This is a genomic window from Virgibacillus litoralis (genome assembly GCF_017873675.1).
GTDB classification, from domain to species: Bacteria; Bacillota; Bacilli; order Bacillales; family Amphibacillaceae; genus Lentibacillus; species Lentibacillus litoralis.
Window position 1 is genome coordinate 136412 of sequence record NZ_JAGGKK010000008.1, and the last position, 19493, is coordinate 155904.

General features: G+C 39.3%; 17 protein-coding genes and 1 pseudogene. 5 read left to right on the forward strand and 13 right to left on the reverse strand.

The annotated features are described in order from the left end of the window. Positions 1-8: 8 nt before the first annotated feature. The 5 genes from J2Z82_RS08970 to J2Z82_RS08990 form a co-directional block, all read right to left on the reverse strand. Positions 9-449 carry an OsmC family protein gene (locus J2Z82_RS08970; RefSeq protein ID WP_209480461.1) on the reverse strand — a complete coding sequence of 147 codons (441 nt, stop codon included), beginning with the start codon at positions 447-449 and terminating at the stop codon, positions 9-11. Positions 450-464: 15 nt separating this feature from the next. Continuing rightward, positions 465-668: a hypothetical protein gene (locus J2Z82_RS08975; RefSeq protein WP_209480480.1), complete on the reverse strand. Its 204-nt coding sequence runs from the start codon at positions 666-668 to the stop codon at positions 465-467. Positions 669-1088: 420 nt separating this feature from the next. Then, positions 1089-1448: a DUF488 domain-containing protein gene (locus J2Z82_RS08980; RefSeq protein WP_209480462.1), complete on the reverse strand. Its 360-nt coding sequence runs from the start codon at positions 1446-1448 to the stop codon at positions 1089-1091. A 20-nt stretch (positions 1449-1468) separates the two neighbouring features. After that, on the reverse strand, positions 1469-2227 hold the full coding sequence (locus J2Z82_RS08985) for a TerC family protein (protein WP_209480463.1): 759 nt from the start codon (positions 2225-2227) through the stop codon (positions 1469-1471). A gap of 287 nt (positions 2228-2514) precedes the next feature. Next, positions 2515-4242, reverse strand: a complete 1728-nt coding sequence (locus J2Z82_RS08990) for a phospho-sugar mutase (RefSeq protein WP_209480464.1) — start codon at positions 4240-4242, stop codon at positions 2515-2517. Positions 4243-4409: 167 nt separating this feature from the next. Here J2Z82_RS08990 and J2Z82_RS08995 point away from each other — a divergent pair, with 167 nt between their 5' ends. Further along, a complete protein-coding gene (locus J2Z82_RS08995) occupies positions 4410-5522 on the forward strand; it encodes an AI-2E family transporter (RefSeq protein WP_245251297.1) in 1113 nt (370 codons plus the stop codon). 115 nt (positions 5523-5637) lie between these two features. On the opposite strand, the gene J2Z82_RS09000 is transcribed toward J2Z82_RS08995, so the two are convergent. Then, a complete protein-coding gene (locus J2Z82_RS09000) occupies positions 5638-6501 on the reverse strand; it encodes a GNAT family N-acetyltransferase (RefSeq protein WP_209480465.1) in 864 nt (287 codons plus the stop codon). Between the two features lie 91 nt (positions 6502-6592). Between J2Z82_RS09000 and J2Z82_RS09005 the strand changes: the two genes are divergently transcribed. After that, the gene (locus J2Z82_RS09005) at positions 6593-6772 is read left to right on the forward strand and encodes an SE1832 family protein (protein WP_209480466.1); all 180 of its coding nucleotides are present in this window, start codon (positions 6593-6595) and stop codon (positions 6770-6772) included. Positions 6773-6864: 92 nt separating this feature from the next. On the opposite strand, the gene J2Z82_RS09010 is transcribed toward J2Z82_RS09005, so the two are convergent. Beyond that, on the reverse strand, positions 6865-8715 hold the full coding sequence (locus tag J2Z82_RS09010) for a cation:proton antiporter (protein ID WP_209480467.1): 1851 nt from the start codon (positions 8713-8715) through the stop codon (positions 6865-6867). A 446-nt stretch (positions 8716-9161) separates the two neighbouring features. On the opposite strand from J2Z82_RS09010, the gene brnQ reads away from it, so the two are divergent. Both brnQ and recQ read left to right on the forward strand, forming a co-directional pair. Then, positions 9162-10457, forward strand: coding sequence for a branched-chain amino acid transport system II carrier protein (brnQ, locus tag J2Z82_RS09015; protein ID WP_209480468.1), 1296 nt, complete (start codon positions 9162-9164; stop codon positions 10455-10457). A gap of 73 nt (positions 10458-10530) precedes the next feature. Then, complete coding sequence (gene recQ / locus J2Z82_RS09020) at positions 10531-12678, forward strand: DNA helicase RecQ (protein WP_209480482.1); 2148 nt, start codon at positions 10531-10533, stop codon at positions 12676-12678. A 321-nt stretch (positions 12679-12999) separates the two neighbouring features. Here the strand turns inward: recQ and J2Z82_RS09025 are convergent, their stop codons facing one another. Continuing rightward, positions 13000-14244 carry an aminopeptidase gene (locus J2Z82_RS09025; protein ID WP_209480469.1) on the reverse strand — a complete coding sequence of 415 codons (1245 nt, stop codon included), beginning with the start codon at positions 14242-14244 and terminating at the stop codon, positions 13000-13002. 181 nt (positions 14245-14425) lie between these two features. Here J2Z82_RS09025 and J2Z82_RS09030 point away from each other — a divergent pair, with 181 nt between their 5' ends. Further along, on the forward strand, positions 14426-14755 hold the full coding sequence (locus J2Z82_RS09030) for a winged helix-turn-helix transcriptional regulator (RefSeq protein WP_245251298.1): 330 nt from the start codon (positions 14426-14428) through the stop codon (positions 14753-14755). A 123-nt stretch (positions 14756-14878) separates the two neighbouring features. On the opposite strand, the gene hutG is transcribed toward J2Z82_RS09030, so the two are convergent. From hutG to J2Z82_RS09055, 5 genes and pseudogenes are all read right to left on the reverse strand, one after another. Next, a complete protein-coding gene (gene hutG / locus J2Z82_RS09035; RefSeq protein ID WP_209480470.1) occupies positions 14879-15826 on the reverse strand; it encodes a formimidoylglutamase in 948 nt (315 codons plus the stop codon). Next, a complete protein-coding gene (hutI, locus tag J2Z82_RS09040; RefSeq protein WP_209480471.1) occupies positions 15823-17076 on the reverse strand; it encodes an imidazolonepropionase in 1254 nt (417 codons plus the stop codon). Before hutI ends, hutG begins: the two co-directional genes overlap by 4 nt. Positions 17077-17091: 15 nt before the next feature. Further along, positions 17092-18738, reverse strand: a complete 1647-nt coding sequence (hutU, locus tag J2Z82_RS09045) for a urocanate hydratase (RefSeq protein WP_209480472.1) — start codon at positions 18736-18738, stop codon at positions 17092-17094. Further along, positions 18731-19324: pseudogene (locus tag J2Z82_RS09050) on the reverse strand (aromatic amino acid lyase); the annotation flags it as partial. The gene hutU and the pseudogene J2Z82_RS09050, both read right to left, overlap by 8 nt. A gap of 31 nt (positions 19325-19355) precedes the next feature. Beyond that, positions 19356-19493 (reverse strand): IS3 family transposase (locus J2Z82_RS09055; RefSeq protein WP_245251162.1); only part of this gene is annotated, 138 nt, incomplete at its 5' end.

The following is a 19493-nucleotide window of genomic DNA, read 5'->3' on the forward strand; positions in this document are numbered from 1 at the left end:
CGACCTTGCTACGTTATATCTGCTTGTAATTCTATTTCAACATTACCTTTTAATGCACGTGAAATCATGCAGCTTGCTTCTGCTTTTTCAACTAATTTTTCCAGTTTATTATATTCATCCTGGCTCGCATTTTCCTGTAACGCAACTGTTGGCTTATGAATAATTTTTTTATACGTAATAACACCTTTTGTTACGTCAACAATGCCCTCTGATTCTAATCCCATTTCCTTTAATGGAAGTTTTGTTCGCTCAATCATAGCCGCTAATGTAATCAGATAGCACGTTGCAGCTGCACCTAATAGCATCTCGTCAGGGTTTGTCCCTACTCCAGGACCATCCATTTCAGGTGGTATAGATACTTTCGTTTGTAAATTCCCTGCTTCAATTGAACCTGTACTATTTCGTCCACCAGGCCAATCTGCTTTTAATTGAAAATGATGCTCAGCCATCGAATCACCTCAAGTTTAAAAAATATAACTTATTCCAGTTCCAACTATAACACCAATAATTATGATTAGCCACGCAGGTGTTTCCCAGAAATGGAGCAGTCCAAATAGGATTGCAGCAAGTCCAAAGTCAGCTCCGTTATTAATCGAGCTCGTAAAAAGAGGGGCATAGAGTGCTGCAAGTAAAATTCCAACCACACTTGCATTGACACCAGTTAGAATCCCTTGAAAACTTGAACGTTTACGTAATTCACTTAAAAAGGGAAGTGCGCTTCTTTAAAATAACCTAGATGTGCGACCGGGCCACCGAACGAAGTAAGTCCAAGCTTAAGCGATGCACCTAAGATTTCAATCAGTGAACGTTGCTTTTTCATATTAACCTTTCCTCCTACAAATTACTTCCTACTAAAATAACATATTTACCACATGAAGGCAGTTAAATTTACAAAAACTTTATTAGAAAACTTGGCATTCGTTAAAGGGATTGTTACAAAAGCGTATTTTGCTTTCTTAGAATCCCTTATACTTTGGAGTGCAAGCCTTAATATAGATAAGCCTTAGTTGCACTTATGCAGTAAGAAAGGATTTATACTTTCTTAACTGCCGAAAAAATCCCCACTAAATTAATAGTGGGGATTTCGCTTATTGCCGGTCCAATATTTCTTTTAAAACGCGTGCCTGATTGTATTGTTCATTTTTTGCTGCAAACAATAATGTCAGATTTTTGTTATGCTGTTTTGTTAAGTCTTTTAGTCTTTGGAGTTCCTCCTGCTGATCACCGTTCTCAAGTTCTTCTTTATATTTCTTTTTGAATGCTTCATATTTATCAGGGTCATGCCCAAACCATTTACGCAATTCATTCGACGGTCCAACTTCCTTCATCCAGTGATTAAGATGTGCATCTTCTTTTGACATTCCTCGTGGCCAGACTCGATCTACCAAGACACGTACACCATCATTTGTTTCAACTTTTTCATAAATTCGCTTTATTTGTACAGGCATTGAAATACTCCTTTATGAATTTAATCCTTTTCCTCTACCTCTTTCTTACCTGACATAAACCACCCAGCAGCTGCAATAGCAACTAACACTGCATAGAAAATCAGTTTCCAGATTGTAGAATGCGGGAAGTCGTGTGGAATCCAAGCAATGTCAGGATGGGCAAGTACAATTAATGCTAGTTTCACACCTACCCAACCGACAATAACAAATGCTGCTATTTCAAGGCCAGGCCGTTTATTCAGTAATTCAACAAATACATTTGCAGCGAATCGCATAATGATCAGACCAATCATACCACCGGCAAGCACTACAGCAAACTGCCCGCCGTCAAGGCTGCCAACGTTGGGCCAGCCTGTTGGTGGTAGAGCAACCGCAAGCGCTACCGCTGCCAGAATAGAATCTACCGCAAATGCAAGATCGGCAAATTCAACCTTTACCACAGTCATCCAGAAGCCACTGCCTTCTTCTTTTGGCTTCTTTTCTTCCTTATTAGACCAGAGCTTGTCATATAAATGCTTGATGGAAATGAATAGCAGGTATGCTGCGCCTAATGCTTGTACTTGCCATACATCAACTAGAAACGAAATAATAAATAATGAACCAAATCGTAAGACAAATGCCCCTGCAAGTCCATAAAATAATGCTTTTTTACGTTTTTTTGGCGGTAAATGTTTCACCATTATTGCTAATACTAATGCATTATCCGCAGCCAAGAGACCTTCAAGACCGATTAATATGACTAATACCCATAAATACTCAACTAATAACTGAATATCCAATTAAATCTCTCCTCAAAAAAATGGTCCTCACCAACAGGTAAGAACCAATTACAAAAGACCCTTACCTGTTAATGGTAAAGGTCTCGCTAACAACGCACGTTGCCAATTAAGCCGGAGATACTATCTCGAAATGACGGCTATAATTGTCCAGCTACTCCCCTTTAGGAATATTATATTACTTAAATTAAACCTTTTTATCCGTTAAATGTCAACTATTAGGTCAGTTCACTACTTTACCATTACATATATTGTTTCTTATACAATACCCGTATTGGCAAAAAGTATTCTTAAATTTTATCTATTACTTCATTCATATGTGACTTCAATGCAGCCAGGCGATCGCCGCTTTCCTGTTTACTCGACCCGCAAACACCAAAGTAACATTTAATCTTGGGTTCAGTTCCAGATGGTCGCAAGCAGACCCAGCTATCTTTTTCAAGCTTGAACTTCACTACGTTTTCTTGTGGCAGATCAATTTGTTCAGTCGATTGTTCACTTCCTAATATTGTCCGCTCGCCAGAATCATAGTCCTCAACCTGCTGAACCTGTAAACCTGCTATTTCAGTAAGCGGCTCTTTTCGAACAGTTTTCATAATAGCAGCGATTTTTTCGGAACCTTCTTTACCTTTTAACGTTAAAGAAGACATCCCTTCCAAGTAATACCCGTGTCTTTCATAGAGTTCATCTAACGCATCATGCAGCGTTTTCCCTTGTTTTTTCCAAAAATAAGCCATTTCACTTGCGAGTACAGCTGCCTGGACAGCGTCTTTATCGCGTGCAAAACTACTTATCAAATAGCCATAACTTTCTTCATAACCGAACACAAATGTTTCACCTGTTGCATCAAATTGGCGAATTTTTTCACCAATAAATTTAAACCCTGTTAATGTATCAATTGTCTTCACACCATAATAATCGGCAATTTCCCGACCTAGTTCTGAAGTAACAATTGTTTTTAACATACGTCCATTCGCAAGTAATGCCTGTTCACTATGTGAAAGGATATAGTCCAATAATAATGAACCCAGTTGGTTTCCGGTTAGAACATTATACTCCCCGTAATCATTTTTGACAGCGACACCTAGTCTATCTGCATCAGGATCTGTACCAATTAAAATATCCGCATTTGACTGTTTCCCTAGTTCAATTGCCATACTAAATGCCTGATGTTCTTCTGGGTTTGGTGAATCAACGGTTGAAAATTCCGGATCTGGTTCAGCTTGTTCTTTCACAACCTCCACCTGATTAAAGTTTAATTGCTGTAGACCTTTCATCACTAAATCATAAGCTGTTCCATGTAAGGGAGTGAATACAATTTGCAGGTCTTTATCCTGCTCTCGCTCATCCTCATTTAAATTGGAAATTTGCTCCAAGCATTCCAAATAAGCATTATCAATTTCACTGCCAATCCATGAAAGTAACTCTCTTTCTTTCAGCTCGCTCTCTTCCATGTACGGAATAGACAACTCATCATCGGCTTTTTGAATCGCAGCAGTGATGTCGCTTGCTTCATCTGGAGTAATCTGTCCCCCGTCCTCATTGTATACTTTAAACCCATTATATTCAGGCGGGTTATGACTAGCGGTGATCATCACTCCAGCGACTGCTCCAAGGTATCGCACAGCAAATGACAGCACTGGTGTCGGGTGCAATGTGCTAAATACGTGCGCCTTTATGCCGAATTCACCAAGTACCTTTGCTGTTTCGAGTGCAAATTCTTCAGACATATACCTGGAGTCATAGGAGACAACTACCCCTCGGTCTCTAACATTCACACAATTTACTTTTAAGTAATTAACAAGGCCATACACGGCTTTTCGAACTGTATAGATATTCATACGGTTTATACCAGGTCCCAGTACCCCGCGCATACCACCAGTACCGAAAGCTAATTCTTTATAAAACGCATCTTCTAACGATTTGTTATCCTTAATGTTTTCCAGCTCTTTTTTTAATGACGGTTCAAGATGCTGAAACGTTCTCCATTTTTCATATGCTGTTTTCCAATTATCCATAAGGTGTAATCCCCCTCTTCTAAACGAATACATTTGCTCAAATTCTAGCATACTTTGTGCCCATATTCTATTTCTCTATGAAAAATTACGTTTATTCGAAACTGCTTCAGGTGAAAATAATGAAGTAAGCTTCCTATTATTGCCATAAACAGTTAGAATAGAGAATAATGAATTTTAAAAAGAAAGTTGTGATAATGGTGCTCGACAAACGCTGGTTTCAACTATTAACTATGTTTATACTTATTTTTCTATTAATCTTACTTATTTCTGTTACCGATTTTATTTTCGATCCTATCTTTAAATATATGGGTGCTGTTGCTGTACCTATTGTAGGCGCTGGTATCCTATTTTATTTAACAAAACCTGTGATGCATTTTTTAGAGAAATATAAAATTAATCGTGTGTTTTCGATAATTATTGTATTTCTGCTCTTAATTATACTTGGGTTTTTAATTTCTACTTATATTGTACCAATTGCACAAAAACAATTCTCAAATCTGATTGATAATATACCTAAAATGGTTTCTGGTGCCGAGGATATCATAACATACTGGCAAGCAAACCAAAATCTGATACCTCCAGAAGTAAATAATACCATCGATAATTTTATGTCAAACATACAATCACACATAGAATCTGCCATGTCATTTATTTTTGGTTTTGTCGGTCAGCTAATTGGATTTGTTTTTGCATTAGTGCTTGTACCGTTCTTCTTGTTTTTCATGTTAAAGGATGGCGAAAGGTTCGCACCATTTATGACGCAAATCTTTGAAAAGAAAAAGGCTGAAAACATTCGTGCATTAATGCACAAAATCGATGATGCTTTGACTTCATATATCCAAGGTCAATTGATTGTCAGCTTTTGTATTGGTGTCTTATTATTCATAGGGTATTTAATAATTCACCTGGAATATGCGTTAACACTAGCACTATTTGGTATGATCATGTGTGTTATCCCGTTTCTCGGGCCATTTCTTGCTGTTATTCCGGCTATCATCGTTGGCTTTTTTCAGGACCCAATGATGGCAGTATGGGTAACAGTTGTAATGATTATTGCACAGCAAATCGAAGGTAACTTTGTGTCGCCGAATGTAATGGGACGTGCATTAAAGCTGCATCCATTAACGGTTATTACCTTAATCCTAGCTGCTGGAAGCATTGCAGGTTTTCTGGGAATTCTTTTTGCAGTACCGTTTTACGCAGTTGTAAAGACCATCATTGTTCACTTTTATAAAACATATCAGGAATCCAAAGTTAATCAGGATGACGCATTAATTTAATTAGGTTTATTTATATATTAAAAAGTAGCATGAATACTTCATGCTACTTTTTTTAGGCTCTTCTAGTAATTTATTGTTGTTTAAGACACAAAACCTATAAGTTAGTTACAAAAATTTACGAATGGTGCCTATTGTTAAATGTATACACAACTGAGGAGCCTACTTCATAATAACCAATCTTTTTATAAATATTGTTAGAAGTTGAATTGGCTAGATCCGTGTATAAACTGCAAAACTGAAAGCCATCTTCCAGCAGTTTTTCTGTTAATTTCGCTACAGCAGCAGTTGCATATCCATTTCTTTTCCATTCATCTGGAGTAAACACAGCATTAAGTGTTGCACCGTTCTTCGTTTTCCTTGACCGATTAACCATGGAAACAGGTTTGCCGTCTACCATCCAGAAATAGAGCGTCCTATTACAAATAAACGATTGAGCCATCTGGTCAGCATCTTCCTCAGAGATATTTTCACTTGCTGCTACACCAAATTGGATTAGCCAATTTTTCACGAGAGGACGATCTTGGGGTTTAGCTTGATGCAGCTGCCCTTTTGTCTCTGGAATTATATTCACTTGATCAATCTGATATATTAATTGCCTCATATTGATAGTAGCATGTGTATGCGTCAGCCTTTCCCATTCATTCCTAAAAATTTCTGTTTCCTCAGTCGGACCCAATACTCCTGGAACACTTACTCTACTCTCCCAAAGAAATGCTGCGACCTTACGAATAACATTATTATGTACATAGTCGATGTCAGCAAGTATCCAGTTATTCGTTGAAGTCTGCATAAATGCATATATCAGTTCACCATCCTCTTCGACTAAACCTAAATGGAATCCTTTTTTATAGGAATCGCTATCATTGGTAAGCCGGTCGAGAATCCCGAGCATTAAGTTATTTGAAGCTTCTCTTTCCAACAGAAACGACTCAACATTATTATTATAATTTTCAAGAGATAATTCAAACTTAACATCCAAATTGAGAGCCTCCTTTATATAGACAATATTAAATTAATTTCTTGTTTTGTAAACACCATTTCAGCTAGACTGATAATGGGGAGTGATATTTATGATTAAAAAAGAAATAGAAGCGGAAATCGCAGAATTGAAGTCTGACTATATCCGTATTCAAGGGGATCTTGAAAAAGCAACATCTTTTGGCGTAAATACTTCGAAGGGTGAAAAGCAACTGATTCAAATAGAGAAACAATTAGCTGCGTTTAATCGTAAGTTGGAAGAAGCGGAATAAATAAACAGGGCTGTCAGCATGGTTATTGACAGCCCTGTTTTTTAGTTTACTATTATTCGACATAAAACGGGAAGTGACAGGCACCACTACTACTACTTTCCGTTTCCGTTGCGTTGGTTTTCGAGTCGTTCGCGTATTTTTTTGATTTCTTTTACTGGTGGGGTCAGACTGACTACGATATCTCCGTTTTCTGGTGTCACTCTCATTTCTTCTGAGTAAAACTTAATTTGACCAGATGGCTTAATGATATACAAGAGAATTGTCTCATCCTCTTTTTCTTCTAAATACTGTTTATATTTATATTGATCGGTAATTGCAGTCTGCCGAAATTTATAATGGCTTGAGATTTTGTTAGTTAGTTCCTCTTTTGATACATCCTCTTTAAACAGTATTCTTCCACCAACCTTATCAACAGTGCTGTTCACATCGCTATCAACCAGATTATAAGGACTGATTTTAAATACATTCGTACGACCATATTCTGGTATAAACGTTGTACATACAAGTGCATTATACGAATGGAAGTCAGTCGCTGCAATCAAGTAATCATAAGGAATTGTATCTAAATGATATTCCGTTTGCTCTGACAGCATTTCTCCATGATAAAAGGCAATTCCTGCTTCACGGGCTAATTTTAACCGTTCCCATGATGAATCCACAATAAGGACTGGCGCTTTCTGTTCCTTAAGTGATTTAGCTAAATTTATCGTAAACTTATTACTGCCCACAATTAACGTACCAGGCCTTCCCTCCATTGAAAGATGGAGCTTTCTGGCCGTCCAACGTATTGTAAATCCATGTGCTACAACGGTGAAAAATACTAATGCAAATGTGAGAGTCGTAATAATGGACGCATCCTCATATCCTGCTTCACCCAAAATAGAAGCAAAATAACTAGAAACTGTCAGTGCAACAATTCCCCTTGGAGCAATCCAGCCCAGCAGTAATTTTTCATTTAATGACAAATCTGTGCCAATTGTTGATAGGAAAATTGAAATTGGACGAACCACGAACATCATTAATATCACGTATCCAATAATGTGTGGGTCGAACACTTTAAGTAACGTTTCTACTTGCAATGAAGCGGTAAGCATAATAAAAATTGCTGAAATTAATAATATCGATATGTTTTCCTTAAAGTGACGCATGTCTGCGACTGAACTTATTCCGATATTTGCCAGGGTCATACCCATAGCTGTGACAGCGAGTAATCCTGTTTCATGCATAACCTCATCAGCTAATGTAAAACAAAATATAACGACGATAAACACAGCCGGTGATTTTAAAAACTCCGGAATATTTCCCGTTTCGAACATCCAACCCATTCCACGGCCACATGCCCAACCTAATATTGCAGCAAATACAGATGCTGCAAAGAATAACAGCAGTGCTGAACCATCAGGATTAGTTGAAGTCAGAAAAGCAATAATCTCAAAGGCAAACACTGCGAGCAGTGCACCAATTGGATCAACAATAATGCCTTCCCATTTAAGAATTTTTGCTGGCCTTGGTTTCAGTTTTGACTGGCGCAATAGTGGCATAATAACAGTCGGACCTGTCACAATGAACAAACCGCCAATAACAAATGCGACAGCCCACGATAAGCCGGCAATATAATGAGCAGTCAACGATCCAAGAATCCAAGCAATAAATGCTCCCGCAGTTGAAATGCGAAATACCGGTCGTCCCAGGCCGCGAATTTCCTTGAAACTCAAGTTCAAACTTCCCTCGAAAAGGATAATTGCTACAGCTACAGAAATAATTGGTTTATATAAATCTCCAAAGTCTTGTTCAGGGTTCATAAATCCAAATACCGGACCTACCAGTAAGCCAGTAATGGACATTACTACAATTGCTGGCATTCGATAGCGCCATGCAACCCATTGAGACCCAATCCCTAAAAGACCTATGAGCATAATTTCAGAAAGTATAGATGCAACCATATCAGACCCCCTAACTTAAATTTTCGATTAGAATACTTAGCATTCGTTAAAGGGATTCTTTTGAAAGCGTACTGTGCTTTCTTAAAATCCTTTATACATTTGAGTGCAAACCTTAATATAGATAAGCCTTAGTTGCACTTATGCATTTCTTCTGCTAACAAAGTCAATAATAAGTTATTCTAAATGGGTAACGATTGAATGTAAACAATTTTAATTCGACAGCTTGCGATATTACAGTTATCAGCTAATACAAATCAGGCTTCACAGAAATGTAAGAACTCTCTTCTTTAATACATTGACAGCGGTTACTTACCTTGTTAAAATTTATTTTGCTTTAAACGATTTTTTTGAATTTTTTTCTCCTCAGTTTTTTGATAATTACATAATTTAAGTAAACTTTTTGTCAGGCATAACTAACAACATCGCAGCAGAAGGGAACGAAAAATATGAATAAAGATACTTTTATCATAGGATTTATGTTATTTGCGTTATTTTTTGGAGCGGGAAATCTAATATACCCACCAACATTGGGAATTGACTCTGGCACATCTTATTGGGCAGCCATTGCCGGGTTTGTAATAACCGGGGTAGGCTTACCGATACTTGCCGTAACCGCTATTTCGTTCGTAAAAAACGATGCTAGAGAACTTGCTGATCGTGTCCATCCTCTTTTTGGGATTATTTTCACGTCTGTTGTTTATTTAGCAATTGGACCATTCTTTGGAATACCACGTGCTTCAACCGTAGCATATGAAATGAGTGTAGAGCCCTTCACTAACGCTTCAACGCTTTCTTTATTCCTATTTACTACTATTTTCTTTTTATTAGTATATATTGTTAGCCGAAATCCATCCAAAATGGTTGACCGAATTGGACAATATTTAACACCTATTTTATTGATTGCTATTATTGCTTTATGTGTCGGCGGGTTCTTATTATTAGACAGCTCAACGACAGGACCTACTGAAAAGTATGCAGTATCACCCTTCTTTACCGGCTTTGTCGAAGGTTATCTGACGATGGATGCAATCGCTGCCTTGGCATTTGGTATTATCGTTGTTAATGCCTTTAAGGAACGTGGCATTTCGTCGCAAAAAGAACTTGTGAAATCTACGTTAAAAGCAGGAATCGTCACTGGAATTGGACTTGTAACAGTTTATGGTTCGATTGGCTGGATCGGTACCAAGATGGCAACTAATGGAAACTATACCAACGGTGGTGACATTTTATCAAGTGCTGCGAATGTTATGTTTGGCAGTTTCGGTGCTTTACTGCTTGGAATTATCGTTGCCTTAGCATGCTTCACAACTTCAGTCGGTCTTGTTGTCGCTTGTGGGCAATTTTTCACAAAAGTAACCCGTTTTTCTTACAATTGGATTATTTTACTTGTAACGGTTGCAAGTTACCTGGCTGCAAATCAGGGTTTAAATACTATTATTAGTGTCTCTGTTCCAGTACTTGTGTTTATTTATCCAATTGCTATAGTGCTTATTTTATTAACTTTTATGCAAAAATTATTTAATGGCGCTGAATCGGTATACCGCGGAGCGATTCTTTTTACGGGGATTGTCTCATTGTATGATGGCTTGGCTGCGTTTGGAATACAAATGCCAGCTGTTACATCTGCTATGGAAATTCTGCCATTTTTCGAACTTGGACTAGGATGGCTCATCCCAGCAATAATCGGCGGGATAATCGGATACCTATTCAAAGGCAACCTGGAACCCTCCTACTCAAGCTAAGAGCTAACAAATGTTAGCTCTTTTTTACACCAAAAATATGTTAATATAAATTAAGCAAAGGGGAATAAACATGATGATTGAACAAGAAGAAAAAGTCCTGCAAACATATTTTGGCTATGAAACATTCCGGCCGGGACAAAAACAAACAATTGATAAGATTACTTCAAAACAAAATACATTAGCTGTTATGCCAACTGGTGGTGGTAAGTCGTTATGCTATCAGATTCCTGGTCTAACACTGGATGGAACAGCTATTATTATTTCACCACTTATTTCACTCATGAAGGATCAGGTGGATGCACTTCAATCTCTGGGAATTGCTGCAACGTACATAAATAGTTCACTTTCTGCAAGTGAACAACAGACTCGACTGAAAGATACCGAAGCAGGTCGATATAAATTCGTATATGTTGCACCGGAGCGCTTCGAATCTTCTTTTTTCGTATCTGTTATAAAACGAATTAAGCTAGCGTTAATTGCTTTTGATGAGGCACATTGTATTTCGCAATGGGGACATGACTTCAGACCTAGTTACCGCTCAATCGTCCCCAACTTAAAACGATTATCTAATATCCCGGTAATGGTTGGTTTAACCGCAACAGCGACCGAAGAAGTTATTTCAGATATTCAGTCGTTATTAAATATAGAAAATGAACATGTTGTTAACACTGGTTTTGAACGGGAAAACCTAGCGTTCCATATCGTTAAAGGCAAGGATAAACCGACTTATATTCGATCTTTCTTGGACGAACATCAAGATGAATCTGGGATCATTTATGCAGCTACACGAAAACAGACAGATGCATTATATGACCAATTAACCAAAAGAGGTATTTCCGTGGCTAAATACCACGCTGGATTATCTGAAGTCGAGCGCAAAGAGGCACAAGCAGCCTTTATCCATGATGAAAAAACAATCATGATCGCAACAAATGCGTTTGGGATGGGTATCGACAAATCCAATGTGCGCTTTGTTATCCATTACGCGATGCCGATGACAATTGAATCGTATTACCAGGAAGCAGGAAGAGCTGGTCGTGATGGCGAGCATAGTGATTGTATTCTGCTATTCTCTCCGCAAGATATCCAGCTGCAGAAATTCCTGATTGAACAATCGCTGATGGATGATGAGGCAAAGCAGAGTGAATACCGCAAGCTGCAGGCGATGATCAACTATTGCCATACACATAGCTGTTTAACATCTTTTATTCTTGATTATTTCAATGATAATCCCTCGAATCAAACATGTGGCCGCTGCAGTAATTGTCTTCACCGACAGGAACGGACTGATATAACAGAAGAAGCTCAAATGATTCTGTCTTGTGTAAAGCGAATGGGTGAACGTTTTGGTGTCGGAATGACTGCCAAAGTTCTAAAAGGATCGAAGGATAAAAAAATAAATGACTTTCGATTAAATAAGATTTCCACTTATGGAATATTATCTGCCTACACAGAAAAAGAATTAACTGAATGGATCCATTTTTTAATTGCTGAACAAATACTCGCAACAGAAGAAGGCAAATTCCCAACAATAAAATTAAATCAGAATTCGGTTGAGGTCTTAAAAGGGAGTCAAACAGTGTGGATGTACACTGCACCGATTCCTGCTGGTGAGGAAGCAGATTATCAGGAAGAATTGTTTACCTTGCTGCGAGAATTGCGCAAGAAAATGGCTGACGAGAAAGGCGTCCCACCATACGTCTTGTTTTCAGATGCAACATTAAAGGAACTAAGCCGTTATTTTCCGGAAACAAAGGAAGATATGCTTTCCATTAAAGGTGTCGGTGAAAAAAAATATGACCAATTTGGTGCTGACTTTCTTGCTGTTGTTAAGGCATGGCGCCGTGACAATCCAAACGTGACAAAAGCTGTGCCTATATCCGGGGGCGGATCTACTGCTCCCAAAAAGGCTAAGCAGGCTGATGACCGCCCAAGTCACATTATTAGTTACACGATGTTTCAGGCTGGTAAGCAGATAAAGGACATCGCTGTTATCCGGGAATTATCCAAGCAAACGATTGAAGGTCATATTTTCAAGGCATTTAAAGATGGATATCCCATCGCATGGGAAATATTTTTTAACAGTGATGAAGAAGAAACAGTCATGCAAGCCCGTAATGAATTAGATGACCCCAAACTAAAGGCTTTAAAAGAATCATTACCAGAAGGATATGATTATACGAAAATTAAAGCAGTACTTGTAAAAAACAATCTTGCATGAGTGGGGGTTTCTCCCGATTAATACCGAGCTTCTCTCGAAATGGTTGCGACTCTACTTCACTAATACAATCGAACCAAAAGTATAAAAAGTGGCATGTAATTTTTAATTTTTACATGCCACTTTTTGTGATTGAGAAACGATTATTTTAATAGAAGTTCTAGTACCGGCGTTGGTCACAGGACGTGACCGGTTATAGCCGGTGACAAGCTGGAGTCTTCGTATATTTCCTTCGCTGGATTATGCTCACTTATTCCTAAATATTAACTAATGTTATATAAAAACAGGAGAAATTGGCACAATAGCCAACTCCTCCTGAATTACTTAGTCACCCTTGATATTCAATGCCCATGTTCCATTACGGAATACAGGTTCTGTTGTGCCATCTTCCAGCACGCCATCAATATCAAGTTCTTCTGAACCAATCATGAAATCAACGTGCGTTAAACTATCATTTACACCATGTTTATCAAGCTGTTCGTCGTTCATGTCAGCCCCACCCTTAAGATTTGTAGGATATGCTTTTCCTAGAGCGATGTGACAAGATGCATTTTCATCAAATAACGTGTTATAGAAGATTAGGCCTGATTGTGATACTGGTGACTCATGTGGTACAAGTGCCACCTCGCCCAATCTGCGCGCACCCTCATCTGTATCCAACAAATGTTTGAGTGTGTCTTCACCTTGTTCTGCCTTGTAATCAACAACTTTTCCGTCTTTAAACGTCAGACTGAAATTATCAATCAGGCTTCCACCATGATTCAATGGCTTTGTACTTGAAACTGTTCCATTAACGCCATATTTATGTGGCATGGAAAATACTTCTTCCGTTGGCATGTTAGGGTTGAAAGTAGTGCCCTGTTCAGATACTGCAGATCCGCCTTTCCAGATATGGCCATCTGGTAGTTCCAGTTCCAAATCAGTCCCCGGTGCTTTATAGATAAGCTTTTTATATGTTTTCTTATTTAATATTTCACGTGCTGTTTTTAGTGTTTCATTATGTGCTTCCCATGCAGCAACTGGGTCATCCTGATCAACGCGAACGATTTTAACAATCGCATCCCAAAGACTTTCAATTGCCTTATCCTGTGATTTATCAGGGAAGATCTTTTGAGCCCAGTCGCCTGTTGGTATCGATATTATTGACCAAGTGATTCGGTCATTCATCGTATATTGGCGGAAATTCTTCATCGCCTGTGCTGCTGCTTTGTTTGCCTTAGCTACACGTGATGAGTCAATATCCTTCAGTAAGTCAGGGTTTGTTGAACGAATTGACAATACCGCCGCACCATCCTCAGCAAACGTATCATGTAATTTTACACGCCACTCAGGGAAATCGGCAATCACTTCTTCTGGTGCATTTTCGTATTTTAACAAGGTTAATTCATCATCTACCCAATTAATATGTACATTCTTTGCGCCCATTTCATACGCTTTACGAGCAACAATTTTTGTGAAATCAGCTCCTTCAATAGGCGCATTTATCATCAACGCTTGATTTTCCTGCAAATTAACCCCTGTACGTAAAGCTAATTCAGCATACTTTTCCTTTGTTTGTTGATCTACCATACTTTTACCTCCAAAATAATAATATTTCGTGTACCGTTATTATTTCACAAATCTAAATAATTACCAAATGATACAGACAGGTATTTCGAATCATGTTCAATTTACGCAACCCCTGTTATATGTTATTATATAAATAGGTTACTATTTGTAATCAAATTATTTCGTCAGAGAGGTGATCTGCATGAGTGATTTATGTCCGCGTTTTGAAAATGCAATGGAAATTATCAGTAAACGCTGGGTTGGCCTAATATTATTTGAGCTGCTAGAAGGCACAAAGCGTTTTTCCGAAATGGAAGCGGATTTGCCAATTAGTGGGAGGTTGCTCTCTGATCGACTGAAATTGCTAGAACAAAAAGAAATTATTGAACGTAATATATACTCGGAATTTCCAGTCCGAATTGAATATTCATTATCCGAAAAAGGGAAAGCCTTAGAACCGGTTATTCAGGAAATTCAGCATTGGGCTGATGACTGGGTATCTATGGAAGATATCGATGAAAGCAAAGTATAATATAATTGAGGAGCCTGATGATTAGGGCTCCTTTTTAACTGTCCAGCGTACTATAAAATTTAAGTGCTGTGGATATCTGAACTCCCGAATCAGCCACGTCCAGCTCCAGCGCTTTTGTTCTTTCTAAAATTTCTTCCGTTTCCCTTTCATAAAACTCAACATAACATATGCTGCAACCCGGCTTGTCATATTACGAAAGTCAATGGTTGGGTCAATTTCAACGATATCCATTGTGTTAACTTTTTTGTTTTCAGATGCAAATAACACCCCCTCCAGAAGTGTTTTACTGTCCATGCCACCAGGGCCAATTGCTGGGCAACCTGGTGCAAATGCCTGATCCAAAACATCCATATCAACCGACATATATATTTCATCCACTTTTCCGGCAAGCCTTTCTATTTCTTTTTCTAAAATAGCTTTTATTCCATATTGGTGCACATCGTTCATTGTATAAACTGTTACCCCGTTCGCATCAGCATAATCTTGATATGCTTTGGCATTGGTGAAATCACGAATACCAATTTGTACAAGACTTTCACCCTCAATTATCCTATCATCAAGCAAGCGGCGAAATGGTGTTCCGTTTGTTGGACCACCATCTTCTGTATTGCGCAAGTCATGGTGTGCATCAAACTGGATAACGCCGACTGTCCTGTTTTCGGCATATGCCTTGATTGATGAATAACTGATGGAGTGGTCCCCACCAAGTATCATCCAATAATTTGCTGCACTTGTTGAATAGACATCTGACAATCCCTCATATATTCGGTGCTGGTTGCCCTTGATATCCGTCGGGTCCATATAAATATCACCAAAATCAATTATCGGATCAGTTAATTCAATTTCAGCCTCAGCAGAATAGGTTGTGTAGCTTTGCAATGCTGACCGAATTGCGCCTGGTGCCTGCGATGCTCCTGAATGACTTATCGATGGTTTGGATAATGGGACACCTACAATCGAAAAATCATGATTCATCCCTTTTCGCCATGGCGTTAATAATTCTTTAGCTTTTGTTGTATGTCGATCCTTAAAAATAGCTTCACCAGCAGGTTTCACATGACGTAAACTCATCGTATCTCCCCTCTTTTATATAAAACCTCACCGTTTTTAATTACTGTATTTGCATGGTTAACCCCATAGTGATACGGAATGTACATATAATTAGGGGCATCCCAGATAACCAGATCACCCATGCGACCGGTAGCAATCGTTCCAGCTTCATGACCCCGGCCAATCGCATGTGCTGCATTAACTGTCACTGCATGCCATATTTCAGTTGGTGTTAGCTTTAATTTTAACGCTGCAATAGACATTATTAACTGCAGATTCTCTGTTACCGAGCTTCCTGGGTTAAAGTCTGTAGAAACAGCTATAGCCGCTCCCTCATCAATCATTTCCCGGGCACGAGGGTACGTATCTTTTCCTAAATAAAAAACAGTTCCAGGAAGGATTACACCAATTGTATTCGATGAAGCTAACTGTTTTATCCCATTGTCAGACGCAACAGCCAAATGTTCTCCGCTAATTGCTCCAACCTCGACAGCAAGTTCGGTTCCACCTAATTGATCAATTTCATCGGCATGTATTTTTAAGCCAAAACCCTTTTCTTTCGCCTTTTTCAAATAGCGGCGCGACTGTTCAACAGAAAAGACACCTGTTTCGGTAAAAATATCTACAAATTCGGCCAGATTCTTTTCTTTTATTTCATCAAAAAGTTCACTCATTAGACCTAAAAATGCTTCAGGGTCTTCTTTATATTCTGGTGGAATGGCATGAGCACCTAGGAATGTCGAAACAATATCGAGCGGATGCTTTACGTTGGCTTCCTTAGTTACGTGCAATTGTTTAAGTTCTGTTTGTTTATCAAGTCCATAGCCGCTTTTCGCCTCAACCGTAGTTATTCCATGCATAGCCATTCGATCCAAATGAAATAGCGCCTTTTTAAGCAGGTCATCATATGAGGCTTCCCGCGTTGCATTTACTGTTGATAAGATACCTCCGCCCTGCTTTAAAATCTCTAAGTAAGGAACACCTTGCTGCTTTAATGCCATTTCTTCTTCACGGGACCCGCCGAAAACCAGATGAGTGTGAGGCTCGACAAGTCCTGGTGTAACAAGTTTTCCGTCTGCATCGATTGTTTTATCAGCATGAATGTTAACCGCCTTTTCTGCTGAACCAATCCAGACAATTTTACCGTTTTCAGTCGCAACGGCAGCCCCTTCCATTACCGTTAAGTCATTCATGTCGCTACCTTTGACAGGTCCTTTTTTATCCATCGTTAATAGCTGACCAATGTTTGTAATAAGTGTATCTACTTTCATAATAAATAGCGCCCCCTACTTTTTAATCGGAATTGTAATGTCATGATCTTCTGCAAATCGCTGCGCTTTTTCATAGCCTGCATCAGCATGGCGGATAATGCCCATTCCTGGATCAGTTGTTAATACCCGTTCCAACCGTTCTTTGGCCAAGTCAGTCCCGTCTGCTACAGCGACCATGCCTGCGTGCAGCGAGTAACCCATACCTACACCACCGCCATGATGAAATGATATCCATGAACCACCGGCAGCTGTGTTAATTAAGGCGTTCAAAACAGCCCAATCAGCAACAGCGTCACTGCCATCCTTCATACCTTCTGTTTCGCGGTTTGGTGATGCAACAGATCCACAGTCCAAATGATCACGGCCGATAACGACTGGTGCTTTCAATTCACCATTTCGGACCAATTCATTAATTGCGAGTCCCATTTTTGCCCGTTCTCCATAACCTAACCAGCAAATACGTGAAGGCAATCCCTGAAAGGCAACTTGCTCCTGTGCCATATCTATCCAGCGAATAAGCCCCTCGTTTTCTGGGAACAGTTCTTTGATCAATTGATCGGTACGGTAAATATCTTCCGGATCGCCTGATAATGCTGCCCATCTGAAGGGTCCCTTACCTTCACTAAAGAGTGGCCGGATATATGCGGGTACGAAGCCTGGAAAATTAAAGGCCTCTGCAATCCCCTCATCTTTAGCAACCTGGCGAATGTTATTTCCGTAATCAAACACAATTGATCCATTTTGCTGATAGTCAAGCATTGCTTCCACGTGTTTAGCCATATTTTGTTTTGCTAGTTTGATATAGTTGGCAGGGTCATTTTTGCGTAGCACAGCCGCTTCCTCGACATTATAACCAGTTGGAATATAGCCATTTAACGGATCATGTGCTGAAGTTTGGTCTGTCACGACATCGATTTGAATATCCTTTGTCAAAAGCTCATGGTGAACTTCTGCAGCATTTCCCAATAGTCCGATTGATAAGGGCTTTCCTTTCTGTTTAGCGTCTTTTGCCAGTTTAATTGCTTCTTCAAGATTATCGGTCATTACATCACAATATTTTGTCTTAATCCGTTTTTCGATATGGCTCTTATCTACTTCGACAGCGATAACAACCCCTTCATTCATCGTGACAGCAAGAGGCTGTGCACCCCCCATTCCGCCAAGTCCTGCCGTTAATGTGATCGTATGTTTCAATGAACCATCGAAATGTTTTTTAGCGAGTGCCGCAAATGTTTCATAGGTTCCTTGCAAAATCCCTTGTGTACCAATATAGATCCAGCTACCTGCTGTCATTTGCCCGTACATCATTAACCCTTGTTTATCAAGCTCATGAAAATGATCCCATGTTGCCCACTTTGGAACTAATACTGAATTGGAAAGAAGCACACGTGGTGCATGTTTATGTGTTTTAAAAACGCCAACAGGCTTACCGGACTGAACCAGCATTGTTTCATCATTTTCCAAATTGCGAAGTGTGTTAACTATGGCATCAAACGCTTCCCAATTTCGTGCAGCCTTACCAATACCGCCATAGACTACAAGCTCATCCGGGTTTTCCGCCACCTCCGGATCAAGATTGTTGTACAGCATCCGTAATGCAGCCTCCTGCTCCCAGCCTTTACATTCCAGTTCTAAACCTTTTTTCGCCGTCACTTTACTCATGTAAAACCCCTCCTTTATGTTTTACTTCACTTTCCTCATCATTTTTCAGCCAGTTTGCTAGTCTTTCAATGTCCGTTGCGAATACTCTGTCCTTCGTAATACTAGGAACTAGATTACGTGCTTTTTTATAAAATTCACGCGTTTGCGATGCCATACTATCTATACCTCGAAACTCAACTGCCTGCATGGCACAAATAAGTTCAATCGCAATAACATGACGGGTGTTTTGCAGCATCTGAAGTGCGTGCCGTGCAGCAATCGTCCCCATACTCACATGGTCCTCCTGGTTAGCTGAAGACGGAATTGAATCAACACTTGCCGGATGTGCGAGCGTTTTATTTTCCGAAACGAGCGACGCAGCACTATATTGCAAAATCATCGCTCCTGATTCCAAACCTGGATTTGGGCTTAGAAAAGGTGGCAGATCATTTAACTGTGGATTCACCAGTCTTTCAATGCGGCGCTCTGCGATATTAGCAGTCTCAGCAATTCCAAGTTTTAGAAAGTCCATCGCAAAAGCAATCGGCTGTCCGTGAAAATTCCCGCCAGAAATCACTTTATTTTCATCTGAAAAAATGAGCGGATTAGGTAGTGACCCCCAAAAGTTAGAGTTTTGATTATGCAACTGTTTGGCTGGTTTGAGTTCGGTATTCCACTGGACTTAAACCAGCCAATTTTTCTTTTATGCGTTCGTGATTGTAATAATCGATGTACCTCTCGATTTCCTTCTTTAATTCAGTATAAGAAACCAAGGG